Here is a 24,223-nt window from a genome sequence, read left to right on the forward strand (position 1 = left end):
ATTGAGTCCGACGGTAGCCTAGTACGATGCGGATCTTGGTCGTCGACAACTATGACAGCTTTGTGTTCAACCTAGTCCAGTACCTCGGGCAGCTCGGAGTAGACGCCGAAGTGTGGCGCAACGACGATGCCCGATTATCCGACGAATCCACCGTCGCCGCACAGTTCGACGGTGTCCTGCTTAGTCCAGGTCCGGGTATTCCGGAACGTGCGGGTGCGTCGATCAATCTGGTCCACGCATGCGCCGCGGCGCACACTCCATTGCTAGGAGTCTGCCTGGGACACCAGGCTATCGGCGTAGCGTTCGGTGCCACTGTGGACCGTGCGCCCGAGCTGTTGCACGGCAAGACTAGCAGTGTATTTCATATGAATACCAGTGTGCTGAAAGGGCTTCCAGATCCATTCACGGCAACCCGATATCACTCATTGGCTATTTTGCCCGAATCACTTCCGTCGGTATTAGAGGTCATTGCACGCGCACGTAGCAGTGTGATTATGGCGGTGCGTCACATCAAGTTGCCGATCCACGGTGTCCAGTTCCATCCGGAGTCGATCCTGACCGAAGGTGGGCATAGACTGTTGGCTAACTGGTTGACCTATTGTGGATGGTCGTGTGACGAAGCCCTGATCCGCCGCCTCGAGAACGAGGTCGATGCCGCGGTCCATTCGCGTCTACCGTTGGCCACGGAGCGCACCGCTGCTGCTACTGTCCGAACTTCAGCGTGATGACCCCGTCCCGGTTTACCCCGGCACCGGCTGGCGGGTTCTGATACGCCACCCGATTGTGCTGAGAACCACCAGCATCCACATCGGGGCCCTTGTCTAGCACCCCGGTCCAGCCTAATGCGCGTAACCGTGGCTCGGCGTCGGACCAGAACATGTCGGACAGGTCGGGCATCACGAATTGGTTACCCTTGGACACCTGTAGTTCGATGACTGAGTCCATCGGAACTGTCGCCCCCTTGGACGGATTGGTACCAATCACCTCACCGGTTGGGCGGGGACTATCCATCAACGCTTGGCTGAACTTAGTGAAGCCGTAAACGTTCAGATTTTTCTGCGCCACTTCGACGATCTGACCAGTGACATCAGGGATTTGTTTCGTCTCCGGTCCGGCGCCGACGATGATAGTGATGACGTTGGTGATCGCCGAGGTCTGGTTGGCTGGTGGATTCGTGCCGATAACCTTGCCCAACAATTCCGGCCTCGACGGCGAGTTTGCCTGCTTAAAGCTTTTGAATCCGGAGGTAGTTAGCTTCTTAACCGCGTCGGTGTAATTGAGCGAGGAGACGTCTGGCACTTCACGTTGCTCAGGTCCGGTAGAGATGTTAATCGTGATCTCGTCGCCCGCACCCATCAAGGCGTTAGCTCCGGGGTTGGTACTGATGACATGGTCGGGCGGGATTGTCGAATCCGGTTTTTGCAAGGCGCGGGTTTTGAAGCCCCGGTTCTGCAGTGCAGAGATAGCATCGGCGGATATTTGGCCGCGTACGTCGGGCACCTGGACCTCGCGGGTATTGCCGCCGAATATATTGAAAGCAGCGACGACAGCGATCGTCAGGACCGCCAACACGGCGACCACGGCAACCCAATGTCCAATCGAACCACCGCGCTCGATTTCATCTAAAGACTGGCGAGATGGCGCATCGGCACGTAGACCACCGAAGCTGCCAGCCCCGGATGACAGCAGGGAGCTCCGATCGGCGTCAGTGAGAACCTTGGGTGCCTCGGGTGGCTGACCACTGTGCACCCGGATCAAGTCGGCACGCATCTCCGACGCTGTCTGATAGCGGTTTTCCGGATTCTTGGCCAGCGCTTTAAGAACAACGGCGTCGAGGTCGACGGAGATGCCCTCATGCCGCTGTGACGGTGGAGTCGGGTCCTCGCGAACATGCTGGTAAGCCACCGAGACCGGCGAATCACCGATGAAAGGTGGTTCACCAGTGAGGATTTCGTAAAGCACACAACCTAACGAATAGATATCTGACCGGGCGTCGACGGAATCGCCGCGGGCCTGTTCGGGGGACAGATATTGGGCGGTCCCGATCACGGCTGCGGTCTGGGTGACGTTGGTGCTATCGGCAATCGCGCGTGCAATACCGAAGTCCATCACCTTTACCGCATTGGTGGTGCTGATCATGATGTTGGCCGGTTTGATGTCGCGATGAATGATGCCATTCTGGTGGCTGAAGTTCAGCGCCTGGCATGTGTCGGCGACAATCTCGATTGCCTGTTGGGGCGGCATTGGTCCATCGGTGTGCACGATATCGCGTAACGTTGCGCCGTCGACGTACTCCATGACGATGTAAGGCAACGGACCTGCGGACGTTTCTGCCTCGCCGGTGTCGTAGATCGCTACGATAGATGGGTGGTTTAGCGCCGCGGCATTTTGCGCCTCACGTCGGAAGCGCAGGTAGAAGCTAGGATCGCGGGCCAGGTCAGCACGTAGCACCTTGACTGCGACATCTCGGTGCAAGCGGACGTCGCGAGCCAGGTGAACTTCGGACATACCTCCAAAACCGAGGATGTCGCCCAGCTCGTAGCGGTCAGACAAATGTGGCGAGGTGGTCATTGTGGCGTCTCATGTTTGGCCGGCGACGGACGAGACGTCAGTGGCACTAGCCAGCTGAGCTCGAGCGGCCTGCTTGGAAGTCCAGAATTACCTATTTCTCTGTGATCCGTCCAGTTGACGCGATATTCGTAATATCCAGCCGGAGAACCGCTGGGGTTTTTGGTAGCTGATGGCGTTCCGGTGTCGGTAACGGTCGGAGTGGGCGGTTGATGCTGTTCGTTTCCAGCGTGGGAGTTGATCACGATCAGCACCGCGATGATGATCGCCAGTGCTCCTAGCATCCCGGCGGCCCAGAGCAACGCGCGTTGTCCAGACGAGAACGTGCTTCGCGTCGGCGACTGGTGGTTTCCGCTCGTTGACGGCCGAGATCGACGGGGCGCCGAAGTCTTGGCGCTGCCGACAGCAACTCGGGTCTGCGTGCTCGACGGGATAGCCGTCGGGGAGGCCCGGCCGGCAGATGGTGTTTGGCTGGGTCGCGGGGGCCGGCGACCAGCTCGTACAGCAGCAACAGCATCGGCGAACAGCCCCCCATTACGATAGCGTATAATCGGGTTCTTGACCAGTGTGATCTTGATTAGTTCTCGTACATTGGGCGGTAGGTCCGCGGGCAACGGTGGCGGGGTTTCTTTGATGTGTTTCATCGCTACCGTTAGGGCGCCGTCGCCGGTGAACGGCCGCTTACCCGAAATCACTTCGTAACCAATAACTCCCAACGAGTAGACATCGCTAGCCGGAGTCGCGTCATGACCCAAGGCCTGTTCGGGCGCGATGTATTGCGCAGTGCCCATAACCATGCCGGTCTGGGTCACCGGCGCAGCGTCGACGGCCTTGGCGATACCGAAGTCAGTGATTTTCACCTGGCCGGTGGGGGTGATCAAGATGTTGCCCGGTTTGACGTCGCGGTGTACCAGGCCGGCGGCATGAGCAATTTGCAGGGCACGACCAGTCTGCTCCAGCATGTCCAGCGCATGCCGCAATGACAGCCGGCCGGTGCGCTTAAGCACCGAATTCAGCGGCTCGCCGTTGACTAGCTCCATCACCAAGTAAGCGGTGCGGCCCTCCCCGTCTATCTGGCTTTCGCCGTAATCATGGACGCTGGCGATTCCGGGGTGGTTGAGCATCGCTGTGGTTCGTGCCTCAGCGCGGAATCGCTCAATGAACTCCGGGTCCGAAGAGAACTCCCCCTTGAGCACCTTGACCGCAACGCGCCGACCCAGTCGACTGTCCACCGCTTCCCATACTTGGCCCATGCCACCGGTGGCGATGAGCCGATGCAGGCGGTACCTACCAGACAGCGTCACACCAATTCGCGGACTCATGGCCTCCCCTGCAGCGCTGCCTCGATCACGGCTCGTCCGATCGGTGCGGCTAGTGCACCCCCCGTCGCAAACAGACTGTCGGCGCCCTTCTCTATCAGCACCGCTACAGCAACCTTTGGGGCTTGCACGGGTGCGAAGGCGATATACCATGCGTGCGGCGGTGTGTGACGCGGATCGGTGCCATGCTCTGCGGTACCAGTCTTGGAAGCAATCTGTACGCCGGGAATGGCCCCTTTCTGTTGTGTGACCTTCTCGGCACCGACCATCAGCTCTGTTAGCGTAGCGGCGACCTGCGGTGATATTGCGCGGCGTTGCTGATATGAGGCAGTGGTGCGGATGTTGGCCAGGTCCGGCCCTTTGAGGTTATCGATCAGGTAGGGCTGCATTGTCACCCCAGCATTGGCGATGGTCGCGGCTACTTGAGCATTTTGCAGCGGCGTCAGCGCGACATCCCTTTGGCCGATACTTGACATCCCCAGTGCTGCGGCGTCTGGGATTACCCCAACAGTCGATTCGGCGACCTGCAGCGGAATGACGTTGGGGTTACTATCCAGACCGAAGGAATGTGCCATGCTCCGCAACGCGTCGGCACCAGTGAGCAGGCCCAGCTGGACGAACGCGGTGTTACACGACATGGCGAATGCCTGCCTCAACGACACCGTCGGACCGGGGCCGCAGGCAACGCCGCCGTAGTTTTCCAAAGTGGCTGTACTGCCAGGTAGTGGAATTGTGGGCTCCGCGGTCAACTGGTCGTTCGTGGTGGCGCCGGCCTGCAGAGCCGCCGTGGTGGTGATCACCTTGAATGTGGAACCAGGAGGATAGGTCTCGGAGATGGCGCGGTTGATTAGGGGTGAGTTAGGGTCGTCGTGCAAGCGCCGCCAGGCCTGTGCTTGTTCCTCGGGATTGTGAGACGCCAGCAGGTTGGGGTCATACGACGGTGACGAGACCATCGCCAGGATCTTGCCGGTGGACGGTTCTAGAGCGACCACAGCTCCCTTACACGGCGACCCTCCGCAACCCTGCTGCATGGCGTCCCATCCAGTCTGCTGGACACGCGGGTTGATCGTGGTATCGACATTGCCCCCACGTGGATCGCGACCGGTGAAGAAGTCGGCCAACCGGCGTCCGAACAGCCGCTCGTCGGATCCATTCAACAGCGCGTCCTCGGCTCGCTCAAGGCCTGTGCTGGAATATCGCAGTGAATAGAAGCCAGTAATCGGCGCGTACACTGCAGGGTTGGGGTACACCCGGAGGAAACGGAAGCGGTTATCAGTGGCCACCGAATAGGCTAGTAGCTGGCCGCTTGCGGTGATCTGGCCACGTTGACGTGAATATTCGTCGAGTAAGACACGCTGGTTGCGGGGGTCGGTACGCAGTCCGTCGGCGGTGAACACTTGCGTTACCGTGGCGTTGAGCAGGAGGAGCACGATCAATGCCATCACTGTCACCGAGATTCGGCGGAGAGAGGTGTTCATACCCTTTCGATCACCTCGGTACTTGCCATAGTGATCGGGGACGTGTTGTGTGGGTGGTTGCGTAACGGGCGTCGGGCGCTATGCGAGATGCGTGCCAGGATGGCCAGCAGCACATAGTTCGCCAGCAGTGACGATCCACCGTAAGACATCCACGGTGTGGTCAAGCCGGTTAGTGGAATAAGCGTGGTAACGCCACCGCCGACGATGAACAGCTGGACGGCTAGCGTCGATGCCAGGCCCGCGGCCAAGAGTTTACCGAAACTGTCGCGTGTGGCGATCGCCGTGCGCAGGCCTCGGATGATGACAATCGTGTAAAGCATGAGAAGGGCAGCCAGGCCCACTAATCCAAGCTCTTCGCCGAATGCAGCGATAATGAAATCGGTTGAGGCCGCAGGTATGGCATCGGGTTGACCGTTACCCAGACCGGTGCCGAAAATACCGCCGGTAGCAAAGCCAAAAAGCGACTGCACAATCTGATAACCGCCGACATCGAAATTGGTGAAGGGCTCCCACCACACCTGCACGCGAACCCGGACGTGTTCGAAAGTGAAGTACGCCATAACGCTTCCCGCAGTGAACAGCACCAGGCCGATGACGACCCAACTGAGACGCTGAGTGGCGAGGTAAACCACCACCAGAAAAGATGCGTAGAGCAGCAGCGAAGTCCCGAGGTCCTTCTCGAAGACCATCACACCTACCGAGATCACCCAGGCAGCCAGCAACGGCGCGAAATCTCGCGGGCGGGGCAGGGTCATACCTATTAAATGCTTACCAACGCTGGTGAACAGGCTGCGTTTAGTGACTAGCACTGCTGCGAAGAAGATCAGCAACAGAATCTTCGAAAACTCGGCGGGCTGAATCGAAAAACCCGGAAAGCGGATCCAAATCCTAGCACCGTTTTGTTCGGGCAGCGGTACGGGAATTGCCAAGAAAACCAGACCCGCCAATCCAGATATGTAGCCGTAGCGTGCGAGCTGGCGGTGGTCTTTTAGCATGGTTGTCACTAGCACGAATGCGGCCACCCCGACCAGGGTCCACAGCATCTGTTGGGCAACACTCGGATGATGGTGACTGGTGACGTCGTTGTTGACAAGGTCGAGTCGGTGGATCATCACCAAGCCTAGTCCGTTGAGCAGGGCCACTATTGGTAGTAGTAACGGGTCGGTGTAGGGAGCGAAACGCCTAATAGCTAGATGCGCAGATGCGAACAAGGACCAGAAGATCAGCCCGTAGCCGGCTAGGTGCCAACAAAAGCCTCTCTCTTGGTTGGCTTCCACGATGGCCAACGCGACGACGGTAATCACGGCGGCGAAACCGAGCAGCAGCAGCTCAGCGTTGCGCCGTGTGGGCAACGGAGGCGTCATTGTGACCGCCGGCTGAAGTTGCGTTGTCATGCCACCGCCCGGCAGTCGATGCCCGGCAGGGGTGGGGGTGGTGGAAGGACGGTCACCGTCTGCGAGGTTCCTACCGGCGTTGTCGGCGCGGTATTTGCAGGGCTGCTAGTGGGATTTATGTTGGCGGGTGTGGTGCCACTGGAAGAAGTGGTCGTGGGTGGTGTGGTAAACGTTGGCGACGTTGTGCTAGCACCGCTGTCGGTAGGCGTGGTAAAGGGACTCGGCGGCGATGTCGCGCGGGGTAGCGGACAGGTCGGTAATAGGGAGTCGGTTAACAATTTTCGTAGCTGCGATTCGGCCTGATCCAGGTTGCCTCCGGGCAGTCCAGCCTGGACCTGCGCCCCTCCAGAGGGGCGCAGGTCCTGCAGAGTCATCACCTGACAATTGAGGTGACCTCCGGATTGTCCATAACTAATTAGGGATAGCTCGTTGCGGGTGTTCAGACAGCCCACCAAATAGGGTTCGTGCAAAGGCATTCCGAGCAATGAGCCTTGAACACCTCGCACGATGGACACCTTGCCGCTGTATTCGGCGACGTAGTAGTTGTTTCGGATGACCCATCGCCCGATAGCCACGCCGGTGAGGACAAGTAGCACTACCAGCGTGATTACGATGCCTGTTTGGCGTTGCGACCACCGTTGTCGATGTATTTTATCGATTTGCGGCACAATGCGTTCGGCTATCTCTTTGCGTGAGACAATAGCTGAGGCGCGGCTAGCGGCGGTGCTGGGCAGGGTCACCTGCTGGTCTTCTTCGCTCGACACCGCACCTGCGAGGATCGGTTGGGTCTGGCCATAGTCGTAGTCGATGACGTCAGCGACTACAACCGTTACGTTGTCGGGCCCGCCACCGCGCAACGCTAATTCGATAAGGCGGTAGGCACTCTCGGCGACGTCGGAGATTTGCAGGGCCTCGAGGATGGTCTCGTCACTCACTGGATCGGATAATCCGTCCGAACACAGCAAATAACGATCACCAGCGCGGGCTTCTCGCATGGTGAAAGTGGGATCGACTTCGTGGCCGGTCAATGCCCGCATGATCAATGAGCGTTGTGGGTGGCTGTGGGCCTCTTCCGCGGTGATCCGACCTTCGTCGACCAGGGTTTGGACAAAGGTGTCGTCCTTGGTGATCTGGGTCAGTTCGCCATCTCGCAGTAGGTAGCCGCGTGAGTCACCGATGTGCACCAGCCCGAGACGGTTACCCGCGAACAGGATTGCGGTGAGTGTGGTCCCCATGCCCTCGAAATCGGGTTCCATCTCGACTTGTGCGGCGATTGCCAAGTTTCCGGCACGCACCGCCGCCTCGAGCTTGCCAAGTAGGTCGCCTCCGGGCTCGTCGTCGTCGAGATGAGCTAGTGCGGCTATCACCAATTGGGACGCTACCTCGCCGGCGGCGTGACCACCCATGCCGTCGGCGAGGGCGAGTAGGCGTGCACCGGCGTAAACCGAGTCTTCATTATTGGTGCGTACCAGCCCGCGATCGCTGCGGGCCGCATATCGGAGGACCAGGGTCACGGGCGCAACTCGATTGCCGTTTTGCCGATTCGGACCGGCGTTCCTAGTGGAACTCGTACCGCAGTAGTCACCTTCGCCCTGTCAAGATATGTACCGTTGGTTGATCCTAGATCCTCCACATACCATTCCGAACCGCGTTGAGACAGTCGGGCGTGCCGGGTTGACGCATAGTCGTCGGTAAGTACCAAGGTGGAGTCATCAGCGCGGCCGATCAACACCGGCTGCCCGCTGAGGGTAATGCGGGCGCCGGTCAGTGACCCTTCGGTCACCATCAGGTAGCGTGCAACGTGCCGGCGTTGGCGCGGTGGCAGAAGCGTGTCGCGCAACGCTAAGCCGCGCCGAACCATGACGGTGCCGGTCGGCGCGTAGATATCAGTCTTCAAGATCTGTAGAACCGACCAGATGAATACCCATAGCAGCATCAAAAATCCGGCACGCGCCAGTTGCAGTACTAGTCCCTGCATCCCTGGCGTCCTTTCCGTCCTGTGCTGTACACGCCCCCCGTGAGCCGAACACACAGCAACGTCACGATACTTGGACGGTGGTCGGCGCGGGATGAAGCACGGCCATGTTGCAAGCCCAGTGGGCTCAGTGAATGCGAACGATAATCTCTGAGTGGCCCAAACGGATCACGTCCCCATCGGCCAACTGCCATTCTTGTACTGGAGCATTATTGACGGTGGTGCCGTTCGTCGAGTTGAGGTCGGAGAGTAGTGCTACCTGTCCATCCCAGCGGATTTCCAGGTGTCGGCGAGACACACCGGTGTCGGGCAACCGGAACTGGGCGTCCTGTCCGCGGCCCACGATGTTGGAGCCCTCACACAGCTGGTAGGTTCGGCCGCTGCCGTCGTCGAGCTGCAGGATGACCGCGCTTCCCGGTGCTCCGTAGCCGACTTGTCCGTAGCCTCCATATCCACCGCTCACCCGTTGGCCATAGTCATTAGCGCCTCCTGGCTGGTTGTATTCGTAGTCGCGGTCGGCGGGCTCGGCGTACTCACCGCTGGAAGGCGCATACATTCCGCCCGGCGGGTTTTCGGCGTATTGGGTGTAGTCCTGTTGTCCGTAGTCCTTCCTGCCGTATCCGAGGACGCCGTGCTGATACCCCTGGTCGTACCCGCTCCCTTGGTCGGGGTACGCTACACGTTGTTCAGGCGGAGTAGGGAGACTCGAGGGGGTATAGCTACCCTCATCTGGGTGAGCTGGGCCACGGCCATAATCTCTGTACCCGCCGTAGCCTGGTTGGCCACCGCTGGAAGGGTTGTAACTGCCTGGGCGATAGCCTTGGTCGTGACCTTGGCTGCCGTAACCACCAGGATTTGCCGGACGCTGTCCATAGGGCGGCGGGTAGCCACCTTGCCCCTGGTCGTAGTAGGCGCGTTGGTCTTCGTACCCGCTTTGGCCCGGGTAGCCACCCTGATCTGGGCGGCGGAGCGGCGGGTGTCCGGGCTGTTGTGGGTAGTTTCCTGGTTTCGGCGAATAGCAGCCTCGAGGGTCGTCCTGTCCCCCTTGAGGGTCCGCGCCGCGTGGATCGTCTTGCGGTTGACCGTAGCGGTCGTCGCAGTAGTAGTCATCACTGGGGCGGCCCTGCCCTTGAACTCCGCGGTAGCTCCAATTGTCAGTCATCGGTGGTACTCCTGGTTCTGCGCTGAACGCTTGACTAGATTGTGTCCGGACGGGATCGTTGACCGTCGGACGGGACTCGACATCGGGGTTGACAGCACTGCGGGCGCGGATCTGCCCGGTATGCAGACTCGATGACTGGTCGAATCGGACGACTACATCACCATACGTTTGCCACCCCTGTTCATGGATATAGTCAGCCAAGTCTCTAGCGAAAGCGCTTGACGTGCGGTCTGGGTCGGCTTCCATCTTCTCAAGGTCGTGCACACCGAGGGTAATAATGTATTCGTTGGGCGCCAAAATGCGATTTCCCTGCAGCGACCGGATGCCGTCGGCGGCTTCGCGGCGCAATAGGGCTTCAACCTCTTGCGGAACTATCGATCCCCCGAACATGCGGGCGAACGCATCGCCTATGCTTGACTCGAGCTTCCGCTCGATGCGCTGCACGAACTCTTTTTGGTTATCCATTGTTTAGCGTTCGCCCGCATTTGTTCTGGCGTATCGTCGACGCAAAGCAAACGCCTTGTCTGTATGTCGTATCACCCAAGCATGGTATCGGTACACTGCAACGTTGTGGCACCGTGGTAATTTTGAGAATTGTGTCTATGTAGTTCAGAAGCGTCTGGACAACGGCGGCCATGATGAGGGAAGTTCTTGTCAGATGTACGCAGACTAGTTAGGTGCGCGGCTACTACTATGGCTACAGTCCACCGGTTGTCTTTCGGGCGAGTGGCGGAATGGCAGACGCGCTGGCTTCAGGTGCCAGTGTCCCTCGGGACGTGGGGGTTCAAGTCCCCCTTCGCCCACTCTTGTGATAAGTCGAGTCATGGCCCAACCAAAAATCCCCAGCCATCGGCTGGGGATTTTTGGTTGGGCCAGTAGTTGTGGTCGAGGTTGATGCACTGGCTGGCGATTAGGTGATGGCCCGTTTGCTGATGATGGTGACGGTGTCGGTGGTGACCAATATTAGTACGAGGTGTGGTCGTGAGTACGGTCAATGCCGAGGTGGTTTAGACGACTGCCGTGGCACAGGATCTGTTTGCTGAATTGTTGACAATGTCGTGTTGGATGTCGGAAACGGGGGTTGGGTCGGAAAATAGAAAGATAGGCCTAGTGGGATGCGGGCCAGCCGGAGTGGGCTTTTGAAGTGTATCATCGTCGTTTTCGTGATTTTGTTTCCTACTCCGTTAGCCTTAGTAGCTACTTACCAATTAACGATGTTATGTGACCACGATTCTGAAAATAAGCGTCAAATTGCGGTCTTGAGCGCCAAAACTTACTCATTTGGTAAATAGTCGAGTTTGAAGTTTGCTAGCAATGCAGGGGCGAGACCATCAACGCAACATCGTCGCTCTGTTCGTTGGTTGGTTTTTTTGTACAGCACTAAGCTCCACTAAAAGACCCGGGATTACGATGTCCGAGTTCTTCGAAGATTTTAGCGTCCGAGCAACACCTGGGTGTGACGTCAAGGACGTTGGTAACGGATTTCTCCATTCGCTCAGACTATTCGGCCCATACGGTTATCGCTTTTCTGCCGTACTGAAGGTGTTTGCCGCATCTTTACCCACCTCTGTGTAAGTTGCCGCCATACCGTCAGATTCGTTCTCTGAAGGCTCTAACAGGTGCTAGAAGATATCTTGAACTGCACTATCGTTAAGGTTATCGTCCTTAAATTTCTTTAATTATAATTATGCGGACGGTTATGGGAACGAGGCATATTCGTACTCTCCGATGATCACGTTACTGCTTAACCACAAGATTTCTCTGACCGGCTCATCGTCTTAATTGCGGCACACGATCACGAGCGTCGATTTCTTGGCAGATACTTTCGATGACAAATCGGAGCGTGGTAATACGCTGCAACGCGCAGGGTCCAGTAGTATTGTAATACAGGGGTTCCGGAGATGACTCTAGTCGTTGCCGGAAAAAACTTTGGTTGCTACAGGTTACGTGGACAACATGTCCTTATGAAAGTGCTGAAAAACCGACTCTACGTCGTAGTAATTCGGCTCTCTATAACCTATTTGATTGCCAAAAACAACCGGGTTGAATTTCATGGGGGCACTGTAATGGCGACCGTGCTAACGATTCAACAGCTTTGCAATGATCATGCTATGTATTCTTCTTTCCACATTCGATTGAACACAAAGCGGAGGACACAAAGTCCTAGAGAGGATCTTAATAGAGATCGAAAATATAACAGCCAGGTCAATTTTATTTGGCTATTTTGGCGGACTGATGCTTGAGCAGTTCGACGATCCAACCACGACGTGTTGAGCGTGGCTAGCCGTTGCCCGACCAGTCAGATAACATCCGGGTTTACGGAGGAAGCAGGCGCCGTTTTTGCTTGGTGAATTCCTTCTCAGTATGGATTCCCGCATTGTGCAGGAAGACCAGTTCCGTTAGCTCGGCGGTGATACCCGTGATCGGGCCGCCTGGCGCGGTCTGCGGTGGTTCCGCCGGCTCCAGCGTTGTCCACCCGATCCGCTTTCGGATTTGTTTCAGGTTGTCTGGGCCATCTGCATCGACATCGGCAAGTGCCAGCGGTGTCGGTCATTGCTTGCCCAGGGCCATCTGACTGAATGGGTTTCCGACACCACCTGCAGAGGCTTCTGCGACTATACCCAGGCTGGTGGTCGGCAGTGGCTACCGTGAACAAATGTGCTGCCGGGGTCGCCGTAACCCAGCTGGTCGTCACTGACAGTCCCCTGATTAAGCCCGTTTAGCCCACGGCTGCGTTAGTCAACAAGCCAGGTTGCGTGATTACCGGGAACGGCGTTGGTGGCTAGAGTGCCGTGCCCGGGAAGGTTTGTATTTCTGCCCAGTCACTAACGATGTCTATTGGGTATGGGCTGAAATGTCATAACTGAGAAGGTCGTAGGCAAACGCTGTTACCTTCAAGCTGTCCATTGGTGCCTCGAAAAGGATTGCGACCAGGTTCTCTATCAGGTCCAGTAACGTTTTAGGGTGTTACCGCAGCGGGTAGTGCGTGTGTCACCAGCGCTTGAAGCGCGTTGGGCACCGCGGCCGCCGCTTGTGGAACAATTGCCACTACGTTCTGCGCTTTGGTGGCGGAGGTGCCCGCGGGTTGGACGACCGCGGCACCTTCGCCCGCCTGGGTGGGTGCTGGACGTCAGCGATGCAATCGACGTCGATGCGTTCGCATAGCGGGACATGGCGTCTGCATCGTGGGTCTCAATCTCAGTGGACGCTATCAACGGGGCGTTCTGGTTAAAGAAGTTTCGTCGCTACCAAAACCATCAGCAGGCTGCTGTTAGCTGCCATCATCGGCGGCAGCACTGTCTCTGAGAACATTGCCTCTTAGGCGGAGGCTGTTGGGATGGCCTGGTTGGCTGTCTGTTCGGTCAGCGCAGCAGTCATTCTCAGCCACGCTACTTACGGTGTGATTGCGACAGCTATTGTTGCTCCTGCCGGATCCAGCCAGGGTGTCCAGTGGTCAGTCTCGCCGACTGTCCGTTTGATGCGAGCTCGAGGTCGAATACGGCTCAGCGGTCCGCCCTTCCCCGGCCACCGTTAGCATCGATCCCGTTCCCGAGCCGGTATACATCCGGGTGGAATTGATATCCGGCGGCAGTGATGTGAAGTCTATCGCCCATCCCTTCACTGGTTAGCCAGGCAGTCTATCCGCTGGCGGCGTGAGGTGACGGCAGACGACACAACATTACCGTCCGGGCCGCGACTCTGCGCGCTGCAATTTGCTAACGACGCTGGAGGCCAAGTGAACGGCCAAAAGTCCAGCTGTCCCAAGAGCACACGGTAATTCAGGTTTAGACTCAGACGGTGACGCTCGCGAAAGGACTTAGGGGAAGAAGAACTGGGCTTTTGCAGGTGCACAGATATCGACCAGCGCTCATCCTGGCGAGTTGCTAGAAAGTGTGACTATAATGTTTTGGTAACTTGGAGCTGGTCATTGCAGCGATCTGGACGACTGGGTGCGCAGTCATCATTTCCGTATAGCGCTGTGCTGGTGCCGTTGTGGAAGTTCATCCGCTACAGCTAAAGTCTGCACTCACTCTTGGAATTCTACGGTGCCAGGGTTGGTGATATCTGCGAACTCTGGGTGTTGCCTCGATCATGTGGCCGATTATCTGCACCGCCTAGTAGGCAGCACAGCTCGACGGTTTGGTCGGCCACACCGGAGGACAAAGCCGGAAGCTATTATAGTAGCCTAGCCCCGGCGATTGAGAATCTACGCCACGGCAAAACGGGATGTTTGCCGTGGCGTAGATTCTCAGCGGCAGGTCTGCGGGCGGGATTAGTACGCCAACTATGGCCAGAAAGGATCTGATGCTTGTTGCAGTGAAGCACAGCAGCCCGGCGCTTAACTCGCTAACTGTGAGGTCTTCATGTGGTGGATCAGTAGCGAATTGATGCCGACCACCATTCCAGTGTGCGGCCAAGATAGGCATGATTGCAGCGACCGCCAGGCGACGCGTCATGGTCTGCGCGCCGTGCAGCCAGCGTGGTACTATGCTGTTCGCGTGGGGTGCGCTAGCCGACAAGTCAGATTGGATGAACCGAGCCAAGCTGTTAGCGAGCAGCGTTGCACACGGCAGCGTCATCTCACTGGCCCTGCCCGCCAGAAGAAGGGTTCCGAATCCTGGTAATGAGCGCCAGCCGTCTGATGTTGGCGCCGACGAGCATCAGCCGGCGATCCCAGCGTCCATCAATGCTCCGGAGAACAGCCCCAGCGGCGATTAGGGCAGAAACAGCATCATGAAATGCCCGCGGTTCGGTCCGGGTTGAACAGTAACGTTCTGGCCAGCCTCGCCTTCACGCCATCGCCACCGAATTGACTTGCCACGCGTATCTGCAACAGTTGCCGATAGTCTGGCACGTGCGCAACCGACCGCCACACGTCGATAAGCGCTCTTATTCCGGGTTGGAATCACTAAATCCACTTTCACGATCGAGGCTCACCTCGGTCTGTGCCGACTTCACAACACTACAGAGCAAATATTCGTCAGAGCAAATATTCGTCGGTCGTCCTCGCTTGCGCTAGGTGATGTTGCGTATGGTGCGATGATGGTGTGGTGCTCCAGCCTGAAGACCCTGAAGACTATGTTGCACCCGCCGCGCAGCGGGTGCGTGCAGGTACGTTGCTGTTAGCCAACACTGACCTTCTTGAACCGACGTTTCGACGTAGCGTGATCTACATAGTCGAGCACAACGAGGGCGGCACCTTGGGCGTGGTGCTCAACCGGCCAAGCGAGACCGCGGTCTATCACGTTTTACCGCAATGGGCGGAACTGGCGGCCAAGCCGAAAACGATGTTCATCGGGGGTCCGGTGAAGCGTGACGCAGCCCTGTGTCTAGCGGTGTTGCGGATCGGCGCTGATCCGCGCGGTGTCGCGGGTCTACGGCATGTGGCGGGTCGGCTGGCGATGGTCGATCTGGATGCCGAACCGGATTTGATCGCACCGCTGGTGGATGGTTTACGGATCTTCGCGGGGTACTCGGGCTGGACCATTGGTCAGCTTCAAGGAGAAATTGAGCGTGACGACTGGATTGTGCTTTCGGCGTTGCCCTCTGACGTCTTGGTTGGGAAGCAGGCCGACCTGTGGGCGCAGGTGCTTCGCCGCCAGCCGCTGTTGCTGTCGCTGCTTGCGACTCACCCGATCGACGTCAGTCGGAACTAAAAGATTCTCTTCCAATGCGGATGGCGGCACGGTTATCGTATGGTTTCGTCGACTTGGTCTCGTTCCAATCTGCTGGCGATCGACATGCAGGCCACCAGTTGAACTGGTGAAAAGTGATGAGCGGCAACTGGTCAAGCCATTGCGGTATCCAGGAAAAGCACCAGCGCCGTCGAAAGGTTGGATACCCAAACTTTTATTTGAACTACAGAACAGCAGGACAATCACGTCGCGTCGGTCGAGCTGGGCAAGTTTGGCCGATGACCCCGGTGCAGACCAGCATCACCGCAAGTAACATGGTGTTGACGGCGATAACCAAGATCAACTGCCACGAATCGATGTTGACCCAGAGTCTTTTGATCACATCCATCGAGAAAGCCGTGTACACCACCAGCAGGATGGAGCCGCAGTCGACCGCCTTGAACAAGGGCGCATAGAGAACGACGTCGCAGCGATCCAGGCCGCATCAGCTGGCCGGCCCCGAACGGCAGCAACAGCTGCAGCACAACATCGCGGATTGAAGCACCATCCAGGAGCGGTACGCCGCTGGTATTCATCATCAGCAGCAGTACCCCAACATTGGGGTCACCACCACGCCCAAGATGTTGGATCAACGGTGCGTTCCTGATGGAGGCTGAGACGTGGCTCCGTGAGGTCGAAGTAAACTTAATCGAAGTCCGCACCGTCGATGGGGACAGGCACAAAAACAGCCCTTTTGTACAGGTCAATGGTCAGCACTGAGGGTACCAACGATCGAACGGCCAACCCAAGAACCATGAAAACTACGAACCTCGCGGCCAGCACCGACCAGGGCAGCCGGCACTGGCGGCCACCGTGCCAGGGTCTGCTGCAGCGACACCCGGGTGCCGTAGAGGGAAAAGTGTGACTATGACCGCTGTCGTGACGAAAGGCACGGTGCCGGCTGCCTTACCGTGGGCCAGCGCAGGCCAGCAACTGCTGTGATTGTACCCACTGTCAGTAAAAATGGTGTCGGCAGAGACCACTCTATAACTGATTCAGCACGACGTTCGCAACAGGGATTTTAACGGCAGGACAGAGTGCAGCTGCGCAGTTCTCTCTGCAACTGGTCGCTGCTACTCGCTGGCGTAACGTGTATCGCGCGCTCTGCCACGAGCCGGTAACCAGGGTGCCGACAGCACCTGTGACACAAACGGCCATCACTGTCATGGCGGTGTGCGCAGTCACGACCAGGGCCACCACACCACCGGCGGCCAGCATTATCGCGGCGGCCAACTGCATAGGCGCCATGGCACGTATCGCCAGCTGCGGGGGGTCGACGGTCTGGTTGTGGGTGATTGCCCAGGCTCCGAACACGGCGGATACTACAGCCGCACAAACGTACAGTGTGCCCGCTATCAACATGGGTCAACAATACGAGTCCACAGGTGAGTTTGCTTACCTGGCTCCCAGTCGGCTACCCGGCCCGGAGTCGGCGTGGTCGCTAACTCAGTGCGACGGGGTCAATACCAGGTTCGGTAACGGCCGACAATCTGGGTGCCAGGGACAGCAGATTCGGTGTGGGTGGGTTGGCCTGGCGGCATATCCCAGGCAAAGGGCGCCAGCCCGATAAGCCTAACGGGTGCTGAGCTGGGTGAGTGTCGGGGCGGACGCCATGGGTGAGGACACTCGGAATCCGTTAACGATGGCGTCGATTGCCGGTGCATCGGCGACCGCTTGCGACAGAGCAGTGGTCACAAACAGCGAGACTAGGTATTTGTCAGGCCCAGAGCTGGCGATGACGTGGCGCCGTGAGGTATTCAGCGTCATATCGTTTTCACGGTATGTACCTTCGATGATTGATGATGGAAAGCCGTCGAAATCCGCTTGGGAGGCGTTGGTGGTCTGCCACGCGGAGAGTTGCTGCGTGTCAGCGAACCCGTGCGTGATGGCCTCTTTGGGATCGAAGTTGCCGATCAGGTTGTACACCACTAACTGTGCGTTTGAGGTGTATAGACTATTGCCCAGCCGGTCGGCGATTACCGCGAATGCGTCGGGCACGTTCGGGTCCGGAACCTGAGTCCAGCGGATGGGCACCGGCAAAGTGATGTCGAGCGCCTTGAAGCCTTGCGGCTTTTGCGCCATCAGCTTGATGTTTTTTGCTTTGAAGTAGTCGCGCAGCGTCTCAGAAACTGGGGCAGCCACCGCTGGTGGTGTCGGTTCCAGAGCTGCCGGTCCGGGCACCTGCGGGATCGCGACGAACCTGTTGTTGGTGGTGATCCCCCCGGGAACGGCTGTTACGCTCTGTACGGGTGGCAGTGATGCTGGCGGGATAACACCGGGAATAGCCGGTGGCGGTGCCGGAGGTGAAGGATCAGCTGCGGCGGTGCCGCCAGCGAAGACAGTGACACCGATTGCGGTGGCAGCTAGACCCCCTGCGAGCACGCGCCACGTTTGTGTGGACTGAATCATTTGCGTTGATCCTTCCCCCATCACCGCACCACGCGGGTACCTGCACCTGTTGTTCGTGGCTGACAGTAACTCGTGGTTAGACACCGCGAACAGGCTAGAAATCGAGCTGGGATGAAGCCCTGATCGGTGCGCAACGGAACCGATACCAACCTGTGGCCACCCCAGGTCCATAGAAGCAGCCCCTTATACCCTGTTTACGTGACCGAACCGCCGACCACTGTCCCTGGGTGCAATTCGGCTGTTGCTCAGACTGACTCTGATGCGACGCGATACCGCTACACCGCGGAGCTGGCGGGCCGGATCGAAAGCAACTGGCAGGACAACTGGGCGCGGTTGCAAACCTTCAACGTGCCCAACCCTGTAGGCTCGCTAGCACCGCCGGACGGTTCCGTAATTCCCGCCAACAAGTTGTTCATACAGGACATGTTTCCTTATCCGTCGGGTGACGGATTGCATGTCGGCCATCCACTCGGTTATATCGCTACCGACGTTTACGCTCGATACTTTCGTATGATCGGCTATAACGTGCTGCACGCGCTAGGGTTCGATTCTTTCGGGTTGCCCGCCGAGCAGTACGCGGTGCAAACCGGGACCCACCCACGCATCCGAACTGAGGCTAACATCGTTAACTTCCGGCACCAGCTGGGCCGGCTGGGTCTTGGTTACGACAGCCGACGCACCTTCTCGACCACCGATGTCGAATTTTACAAGTGGACCCAGTGGATTTTCCTGCAGATCTATAACGCCTGGTTCGACGTCGCAGCTAACAAGGCGCGCCCGATCGCAGAGCTGATTGCCGAATTCGATTCCGGCGTGCGCCGCCTTGTTGACGGCCGTGACTGGGCCACGCTGTCGGAGGGGGAGCGGGCCGACGTGATTGACAATTGTCGACTGGTTTACCGAGCGGACTCGATGGTCAACTGGTGTCCGGGGCTGGGCACGGTATTGGCTAACGAAGAGGTCACCGCCGATGGCCGCAGTGACCGCGGTAACTTCCCAGTATTCCGGAAACGTTTAAGGCAATGGATGATGCGCATCACCTCCTACGCTGACCGGCTGCTGGACGACCTTGACTTGCTGGACTGGCCGGAGCAAGTCAAAACTATGCAGCGCAACTGGATCGGCCGTTCCACCGGAGCGACCGTGCTGTTCTCAGCGATTCTAAACCGCAGCGACGCCACGGTAACCGAAGTCGACATCGAGGTGTTCACCACCCGGCCTGACACCATGTTTGGCGCCACCTATCTGGTGCTGGCACCTGAGCACCATCTGGTCGACGAACTAGTTGCCACCGTCTGGCCGGACGGGACAGACCTCCGGTGGACGTATGGCGCTCCCACACCAGGTGCAGCTGTCGCGGCCTACCGCCGTGCAATCATTGCCAAGTCGGACCTCGAGCGCCAGGAGAGCAAGGAGAAGACTGGCGTCTTCTTGGGTAGATACGCCACCAACCCAGCCAGCGGAAAACCGGTGCCGATCTTCGTTTCCGACTATGTATTGGTCGGGTACGGCACCGGGGCCGTCATGGCGGTTCCTGGCCATGACCCGCGTGACTGGGATTTCGCCAATAAGTTCCATCTGCCGATCATCAAAGTTATTGCTGGAAGCGATATTTCGGATGCTGCCTATGTGGGCGATGGTGTGCTGGTAAACTCCGGTTACCTCGATGGTATGGACGTGGCAACAGCCAAAGAGGCCATTACCTCGCACTTGGAGTCCGAAGGTCGTGGACAAGCTCGCATCGAATTCAAGCTGCGAGACTGGCTTTTCGCTCGGCAGCGGTATTGGGGTGAGCCGTTCCCGATAGTTTATGACAGTGACGAACGACCGCATGCGCTAGACGAGGCCGCACTGCCGGTTGAGTTGCCCGACGTGCCGTACTATTCGCCGGTGCTATTCGGTCCTGATGACGCTGACAGCGAGCCATCACCTCCACTGGCTAAGGCGACCGAGTGGGTGCATGTAGAATTGGATTTGGGGGACGGTTTGAAGCCCTACAGCCGCGACACCAATGTCATGCCGCAGTGGGCGGGCAGCTCTTGGTACGAACTGCGTTACACCGATCCACAAAACTCAGAGTTTTTCTGTGCCAAAGAAAACGAGGCCTATTGGATGGGTCCGCGGCCGACTGAACACGGCATCGACGATCCTGGCGGTGTTGATTTGTACGTCGGAGGCGCCGAACACGCGGTGCTACATCTGTTGTATGCGAGGTTTTGGCACAAGGTTCTCTACGATCTGGGTCACGTTAGCTCTCGAGAGCCCTACCGTAGGCTGGTTAACCAGGGTTACATCCAGGCTTTCGCCTACACTGATGCTCACGGCTCATATGTGCCGGCTAGCCAGGTATTTCAGCGTGGCGACGGGTTTTTCTATCCGGTACCCGACGGTGAGATTGAGGTCTTCCAAGAGTTTGGGAAAATCGGTAAGAGCTTGAAGAATTCGGTATCACCTGACGAGATCTGCGATGAATACGGCGCGGACACGTTGCGTGTGTATGAAATGTCGATGGGGCCGTTGGAGGCGTCCCGACCGTGGGCCACGAAGGACGTCGTTGGCGCATATCGTTTCCTTCAGCGGGTGTGGCGACTGGTGGTAGATGAACGCACTGGCGCAACCCGGGTTGTGGACACGGCAGGGGAGTTGGATACCTACACGTTGCGGGTGTTGCACCGCACCATCGCAGGAGTATCCGAAGACTATGCCGCACTGCGCAATAACACCGCAACGGCGAAGTTGATCGAGTACACCAACCATCTCACCAAAGAACACCGCGACTTGGTGCCCCGGGCCGCTGTCGAGCCTCTTGTATTGATGTTGGCGCCGCTGGCCCCGCATCTTGCAGAAGAGCTGTGGCTGCGGCTAGGCCACACCACATCGTTGGCGCACGGCCCGTTTCCTCGGGCAGATCCCGCCTACCTTATTGACGACACAGTCGAATATCCGGTGCAGGTTAACGGCAAGGTTCGGGGTCGGATAGTGGTTGCCGCTGATGTGGACGACGATACCCTGAAAGCTGTCGCGTTGGCTGACGATAAAGTACAGCAGTTTTTGGCCGGTGCCACACCGCGCAAAGTGATTGTGGTCGCCGGCCGGCTGGTCAGCCTAGTCGTCTAAAGTCGGTGTTCAATCTGGCAACCATCCGTCAGCGAGTCTAGTCGTTCCCGGGATCTGCGATTGAGCTTCGTTGCTGTGTTGTGGGTGTTGCGCCGGTGGGATTTGGTGGGTTTGTTCACCGGCCCTCGGCCAGCCGGTGTGCCCCCGGCTGTGTTGGTGCCGTGTTGGTTTCACAGTTCGTCGATGACCTCGCAGCCGGTGATGACGCGTACGGCGGTGCTCTAGCCTAGGGCAGTACTTGACTTTTTGTGGGGATCGACCGCGGAAGGAAGATAAAAGCCATCCACGGCGTGATCTGGTGACTTGTGCGCGTGGCGGGCTAACACATCACCAGAAAAGCGCAACTGATCCCCGGCCACCCGCCACACCAGACGCACCCCCAGCATCGCCAGCTTCGATGTCGCGGCCGGTGACCAACACCAACTACTCGGCGGCCCTTGCAAGCAGCCCACCTACGCCGCGACCAACCCTAAACCACCAACACAACCCACACCACCGATCCCCACCACATAACCCACCACACCCCTCAACCACACAAAACCAAACCAGCAAGAAATAACCACCAACAACCAGCACAACCACACCATGAAATCTAAACGGCACATTGCTGGTCAGGCGGGGCGACGGAGGTTCAACGCCGATTGAACACGATATGTTGTGTCGTGACCATCGGATATGACCGCAGGCTGGCGGGCAGATCGATGACCCGCACGTCTCCTCCAGAGTATCTGCAGGGCGGATTCTTCTTAATTGGGAGGAAAGTAGTCGACAGCAGACCGAATGTCATGCCTAGCGATTGGAGTACGGAGGACGTTTGTGACGATCACCGACAAGAATCCTGTTCGGGGACCCCATCCGAGTAAGGCGCTGACGTTTGAACTCGTTAGACCGTTCACACACGATGGCCAGCCCGCAGAGGCGTCGAACAACATGAGCAACTCTGCAGCCAACGAGCAGAACCGGGTTCAGCTCAGGCTAGAGCAGACGGCGCTGCACACCGTCGTGAACTCGATACCAGCCAGCGCAGCCTGGCAGCGGATAGGTTCATCAACGCAGGCACCCCCACCGCCTCGAAAATTCCGTAGTTAGCCTTGCTAAACGAGCCGGGGTCAAGCTTGAAAAGGAGTCTCCTTCAGTTGCCCGCCGGGACGATCACGCAGATCCAGCAGGGTGGGCAAGCCGGCCATCGACGAAATACACACCCCAGTGCCGCATTGGTTTCGATCAATGATCCGCAATTCACCGAACGAGCGGCCCCAATGCCTTAATCCAATCTATGTTAACTCGAGGTGGTTCTATCCGCGTAACCCGCGTCAGTCAGATTACCCTGGAATTGATCAACGTGTTGGGCGCGGTCCACCGTCACCACGGCGAGCTGATGCAGCGCGGGGCTACCGCGCCAAGTGCCACACTGGCACAGCCCCTAACAATGCCACCTAGCGGCGGTGCCAAATCTTTCGGCTTCGCGACACTGCACAAGCAGCGGGGTGCGTAGAAGATCTACCCGTTCGCGCGGAAGTATAGAGTATACCGTACCTGTTTAACTCCATCGATGCCATCGAAGCGCTGCTTAGCCAAATCAATTTAGACAAACTTGGGGGCATCAATCGGACAGTCAGCGGCTACAGGACTCAACCGATTGCCACTCATGCCGACGTCGTCACGATGTGTATAACCCTCAATCCGCCGAATCATCGAAATCACTAGTTTAACACGAAAAATTCGTGCACTGACCTCCCGGGTGCACTGCTAACCCCAATGTGGGGCGCAAAGGTGCACATGAAAAATAGTGCACAGGATTAACAGAGGTGAGGAAGCGCTTAAATGTCGATAACCGGAATTTACGATTCGACAATTGGTAATTTCCTGCCTGTTGCTAATGCTTGGAGAGAGCATTCTCGACCCAAAGATGGTCTTCCATGCTTCTTTATCCATGTTCACGTCAATCGCCACTGTGATCGGGAAGGATGTTCTCGGCTTAGACTGAGCTAGCAAGGCCGCGGATCATTATTCCACTCAAAATCTCACTAACCAGTTTCGCTCGCAATACGATGAGCCAGCTCGACAAATTAACCAACAATTTTTTCTCGAATCAGACTAAGGAATTTTCTACCATACGCGACGTCCTGAACCACCTTAAAGTGCATGGTCCAAGGGGCGTGGAGGGCGCTTGTGCTTGGCTGGAGGACCATCTTTGGCTCATCGGCGACGCGGCTTCCTACGGCGATCACCAGCCCTGCCTACAGCCTTGTGATGGGGAGCATCGGTAGAGCCGGCTCTAAATTTATTTGACGATCATGACACTGTCCAAGGTGACCAATCTGCAGGAAGTGCTCGACGAGTTACTATAGATGACAGCTAACTTGCCGAAGAACTTGCTCGACTTGATTCTTGGCTTGGTAGATTGGATTGGTAGCTTGATATTCAAAATCCCTGGCGTATTGCCGCTAAATTTCAACATTTCCTAATGATCAGATTAGATCTTTGAGCTTTCTTAATTCATCCGACACCACTTACCGGGATTCCCATGCTTCCTCAATTTGGAATTCCCGGGTTTTATCATTCCCGGTTTCCCTGGTTTGCCGAACTTGTCCGACTTATTAAGCAACATGGGCAAGTTGCATTTATGGGGTGACTTCGTTAAATTCCCGACGTCTTAGGTGGAATATCCTGTATGTTCTCGTTGAGTTTTAACCATCTGATCCCCCTTAACCAGCTGCCAGCGATGAGCCGGCTAACGACAACCCTGGGCAGATGCCGCAACTTAACGGGAGCGGCATTGGCGTGCGGCTCAGTAGGCAAGCTTCACAAGGGGGCAGCAGGGTATCTGCATCAACGATGACAAGAATGACAGCGATGAAGGAAGTTTTAAAGTGCCGGCGCCGGTACAACCGGTGCGGAGTGCACTTCGATGCAGGCGATCGGTAGAGGTGCCACCAGAGAGATTGAGTGCGCGCATCTTTTGACACCATCGGCAATTGCCACGACTAGTAGGCCAAAACTCTAGCGAGTCAAGACTATAGCGGGTAGAAAACGTACTTAGAGGAGGAGATAACTCATGACAGGAATTCTGAGCGCCATCTCGTCGTGGTTTCAAACGCGGGGCGGGATACAAAACACCATCTC

Annotated in this window: 17 protein-coding genes, 1 tRNA gene and 2 pseudogenes; 7 read left to right on the forward strand and 13 right to left on the reverse strand. The window is 57.5% G+C overall.

Annotation, left to right across the window (positions count from 1 at the left end):
* Positions 1 to 26 precede the first annotated feature (26 nt).
* Entirely contained in the window at positions 27 to 725 is a 699-nt protein-coding gene (locus MLPF_RS00075) for an aminodeoxychorismate/anthranilate synthase component II (RefSeq protein ID WP_045842179.1), read from the forward strand.
* On the opposite strand, the gene pknB is transcribed toward MLPF_RS00075, so the two are convergent.
* From pknB to MLPF_RS00110, 7 genes are all read right to left on the reverse strand, one after another.
* Complete coding sequence (gene pknB, locus MLPF_RS00080) at positions 703 to 2,571, reverse strand: Stk1 family PASTA domain-containing Ser/Thr kinase (RefSeq protein ID WP_045842180.1); 1,869 nt, start codon at positions 2,569 to 2,571, stop codon at positions 703 to 705. The two genes, MLPF_RS00075 and pknB, sit on opposite strands and share 23 nt — an antisense overlap.
* On the reverse strand, positions 2,568 to 3,890 hold the full coding sequence (locus MLPF_RS00085) for a serine/threonine-protein kinase (protein ID WP_156146882.1): 1,323 nt from the start codon (positions 3,888 to 3,890) through the stop codon (positions 2,568 to 2,570). The genes pknB and MLPF_RS00085 overlap by 4 nt, the downstream gene beginning before the upstream one ends.
* Positions 3,887 to 5,365: a D,D-transpeptidase PbpA gene (gene pbpA / locus MLPF_RS00090; RefSeq protein ID WP_045842181.1), complete on the reverse strand. Its 1,479-nt coding sequence runs from the start codon at positions 5,363 to 5,365 to the stop codon at positions 3,887 to 3,889. The genes MLPF_RS00085 and pbpA overlap by 4 nt, the downstream gene beginning before the upstream one ends.
* A complete protein-coding gene (locus tag MLPF_RS00095; protein WP_045842182.1) occupies positions 5,362 to 6,759 on the reverse strand; it encodes an FtsW/RodA/SpoVE family cell cycle protein in 1,398 nt (465 codons plus the stop codon). The genes pbpA and MLPF_RS00095 overlap by 4 nt, the downstream gene beginning before the upstream one ends.
* Positions 6,756 to 8,273 carry a PP2C family protein-serine/threonine phosphatase gene (locus MLPF_RS00100; protein ID WP_045842183.1) on the reverse strand — a complete coding sequence of 506 codons (1,518 nt, stop codon included), beginning with the start codon at positions 8,271 to 8,273 and terminating at the stop codon, positions 6,756 to 6,758. The genes MLPF_RS00095 and MLPF_RS00100 overlap by 4 nt, the downstream gene beginning before the upstream one ends.
* Positions 8,270 to 8,737, reverse strand: coding sequence for an FHA domain-containing protein FhaB/FipA (locus tag MLPF_RS00105; protein ID WP_045842184.1), 468 nt, complete (start codon positions 8,735 to 8,737; stop codon positions 8,270 to 8,272). The genes MLPF_RS00100 and MLPF_RS00105 overlap by 4 nt, the downstream gene beginning before the upstream one ends.
* 124 nt (positions 8,738 to 8,861) lie before the next feature.
* On the reverse strand, positions 8,862 to 10,361 hold the full coding sequence (locus MLPF_RS00110; RefSeq protein ID WP_045842185.1) for an FhaA domain-containing protein: 1,500 nt from the start codon (positions 10,359 to 10,361) through the stop codon (positions 8,862 to 8,864).
* 255 nt (positions 10,362 to 10,616) lie between these two features.
* On the opposite strand from MLPF_RS00110, the gene MLPF_RS00115 reads away from it, so the two are divergent.
* The 3 genes from MLPF_RS00115 (at position 10,617) to MLPF_RS00125 (ending at position 15,553) form a co-directional block, all read left to right on the forward strand.
* Positions 10,617 to 10,699, forward strand: a tRNA-Leu gene (locus MLPF_RS00115).
* Between the two features lie 3,652 nt (positions 10,700 to 14,351).
* Positions 14,352 to 14,615 carry a hypothetical protein gene (locus MLPF_RS00120; protein WP_156146883.1) on the forward strand — a complete coding sequence of 88 codons (264 nt, stop codon included), beginning with the start codon at positions 14,352 to 14,354 and terminating at the stop codon, positions 14,613 to 14,615.
* Positions 14,616 to 14,944: 329 nt separating this feature from the next.
* A complete protein-coding gene (locus tag MLPF_RS00125; RefSeq protein ID WP_156146884.1) occupies positions 14,945 to 15,553 on the forward strand; it encodes a YqgE/AlgH family protein in 609 nt (202 codons plus the stop codon).
* 202 nt (positions 15,554 to 15,755) lie between these two features.
* Here MLPF_RS00125 and MLPF_RS16675 read toward each other — a convergent pair whose 3' ends face one another.
* The 4 genes and pseudogenes from MLPF_RS16675 to MLPF_RS00140 all read right to left on the reverse strand — a co-directional run bounded on the left by MLPF_RS16675 (position 15,756) and on the right by MLPF_RS00140 (position 17,980).
* Positions 15,756 to 15,920: a hypothetical protein gene (locus MLPF_RS16675; protein WP_420329560.1), complete on the reverse strand. Its 165-nt coding sequence runs from the start codon at positions 15,918 to 15,920 to the stop codon at positions 15,756 to 15,758.
* Between the two features lie 145 nt (positions 15,921 to 16,065).
* Positions 16,066 to 16,233, reverse strand: a pseudogene (locus MLPF_RS16680) (bile acid:sodium symporter); the annotation flags it as partial.
* 359 nt (positions 16,234 to 16,592) lie between these two features.
* A pseudogene (locus MLPF_RS00135) lies at positions 16,593 to 16,933 on the reverse strand (hypothetical protein).
* A 210-nt stretch (positions 16,934 to 17,143) separates the two neighbouring features.
* Complete coding sequence (locus MLPF_RS00140) at positions 17,144 to 17,980, reverse strand: LpqN/LpqT family lipoprotein (protein ID WP_045842192.1); 837 nt, start codon at positions 17,978 to 17,980, stop codon at positions 17,144 to 17,146.
* Between the two features lie 198 nt (positions 17,981 to 18,178).
* Here MLPF_RS00140 and leuS point away from each other — a divergent pair, with 198 nt between their 5' ends.
* Together leuS and MLPF_RS00150 are read left to right on the forward strand one after the other, a co-directional pair.
* Positions 18,179 to 21,097 carry a leucine--tRNA ligase gene (gene leuS, locus MLPF_RS00145; protein WP_045842189.1) on the forward strand — a complete coding sequence of 973 codons (2,919 nt, stop codon included), beginning with the start codon at positions 18,179 to 18,181 and terminating at the stop codon, positions 21,095 to 21,097.
* 60 nt (positions 21,098 to 21,157) lie between these two features.
* A complete protein-coding gene (locus MLPF_RS00150; protein ID WP_175266277.1) occupies positions 21,158 to 21,322 on the forward strand; it encodes a hypothetical protein in 165 nt (54 codons plus the stop codon).
* Here MLPF_RS00150 and MLPF_RS00155 read toward each other — a convergent pair.
* Together MLPF_RS00155 and MLPF_RS00160 are read right to left on the reverse strand one after the other, a co-directional pair.
* On the reverse strand, positions 21,319 to 21,549 hold the full coding sequence (locus MLPF_RS00155; protein ID WP_237817102.1) for a hypothetical protein: 231 nt from the start codon (positions 21,547 to 21,549) through the stop codon (positions 21,319 to 21,321). The genes MLPF_RS00150 and MLPF_RS00155 overlap by 4 nt on opposite strands.
* The gene (locus tag MLPF_RS00160) at positions 21,550 to 21,702 is read right to left on the reverse strand and encodes a hypothetical protein (RefSeq protein ID WP_156147131.1); all 153 of its coding nucleotides are present in this window, start codon (positions 21,700 to 21,702) and stop codon (positions 21,550 to 21,552) included.
* A gap of 211 nt (positions 21,703 to 21,913) precedes the next feature.
* On the opposite strand from MLPF_RS00160, the gene MLPF_RS00165 reads away from it, so the two are divergent.
* On the forward strand, positions 21,914 to 22,186 hold the full coding sequence (locus MLPF_RS00165) for a hypothetical protein (protein WP_175266282.1): 273 nt from the start codon (positions 21,914 to 21,916) through the stop codon (positions 22,184 to 22,186).
* Positions 22,187 to 24,223: the final 2,037 nt, after the last annotated feature.

This window comes from Mycobacterium lepromatosis, from assembly GCF_000975265.2.
GTDB classification, from domain to species: Bacteria; Actinomycetota; Actinomycetes; order Mycobacteriales; family Mycobacteriaceae; genus Mycobacterium; species Mycobacterium lepromatosis.

What these genes read in the sequence shown, in the direction of transcription:
- MLPF_RS00075 (WP_045842179.1), top strand. Translation starts at nt 27, where the DNA reads ATGCGGATCTTGGTCGTCGACAACTATGACAGCTTTGTGTTCAACCTA.
- pknB (WP_045842180.1), bottom strand. Translation starts at nt 2,571, where the DNA reads ATGACCACCTCGCCACATTTGTCTGACCGCTACGAGCTGGGCGACATC.
- MLPF_RS00085 (WP_156146882.1), bottom strand. Translation starts at nt 3,890, where the DNA reads ATGAGTCCGCGAATTGGTGTGACGCTGTCTGGTAGGTACCGCCTGCAT.
- pbpA (WP_045842181.1), bottom strand. Translation starts at nt 5,365, where the DNA reads ATGAACACCTCTCTCCGCCGAATCTCGGTGACAGTGATGGCATTGATC.
- MLPF_RS00095 (WP_045842182.1), bottom strand. Translation starts at nt 6,759, where the DNA reads ATGACAACGCAACTTCAGCCGGCGGTCACAATGACGCCTCCGTTGCCC.
- MLPF_RS00105 (WP_045842184.1), bottom strand. Translation starts at nt 8,737, where the DNA reads ATGCAGGGACTAGTACTGCAACTGGCGCGTGCCGGATTTTTGATGCTG.
- MLPF_RS00110 (WP_045842185.1), bottom strand. Translation starts at nt 10,361, where the DNA reads ATGGATAACCAAAAAGAGTTCGTGCAGCGCATCGAGCGGAAGCTCGAG.
- MLPF_RS00120 (WP_156146883.1), top strand. Translation starts at nt 14,352, where the DNA reads ATGGTCTGCGCGCCGTGCAGCCAGCGTGGTACTATGCTGTTCGCGTGG.
- MLPF_RS16675 (WP_420329560.1), bottom strand. Translation starts at nt 15,920, where the DNA reads ATGGATGTGATCAAAAGACTCTGGGTCAACATCGATTCGTGGCAGTTG.
- MLPF_RS00140 (WP_045842192.1), bottom strand. Translation starts at nt 17,980, where the DNA reads ATGATTCAGTCCACACAAACGTGGCGCGTGCTCGCAGGGGGTCTAGCT.
- MLPF_RS00160 (WP_156147131.1), bottom strand. Translation starts at nt 21,702, where the DNA reads ATGTGCCGTTTAGATTTCATGGTGTGGTTGTGCTGGTTGTTGGTGGTT.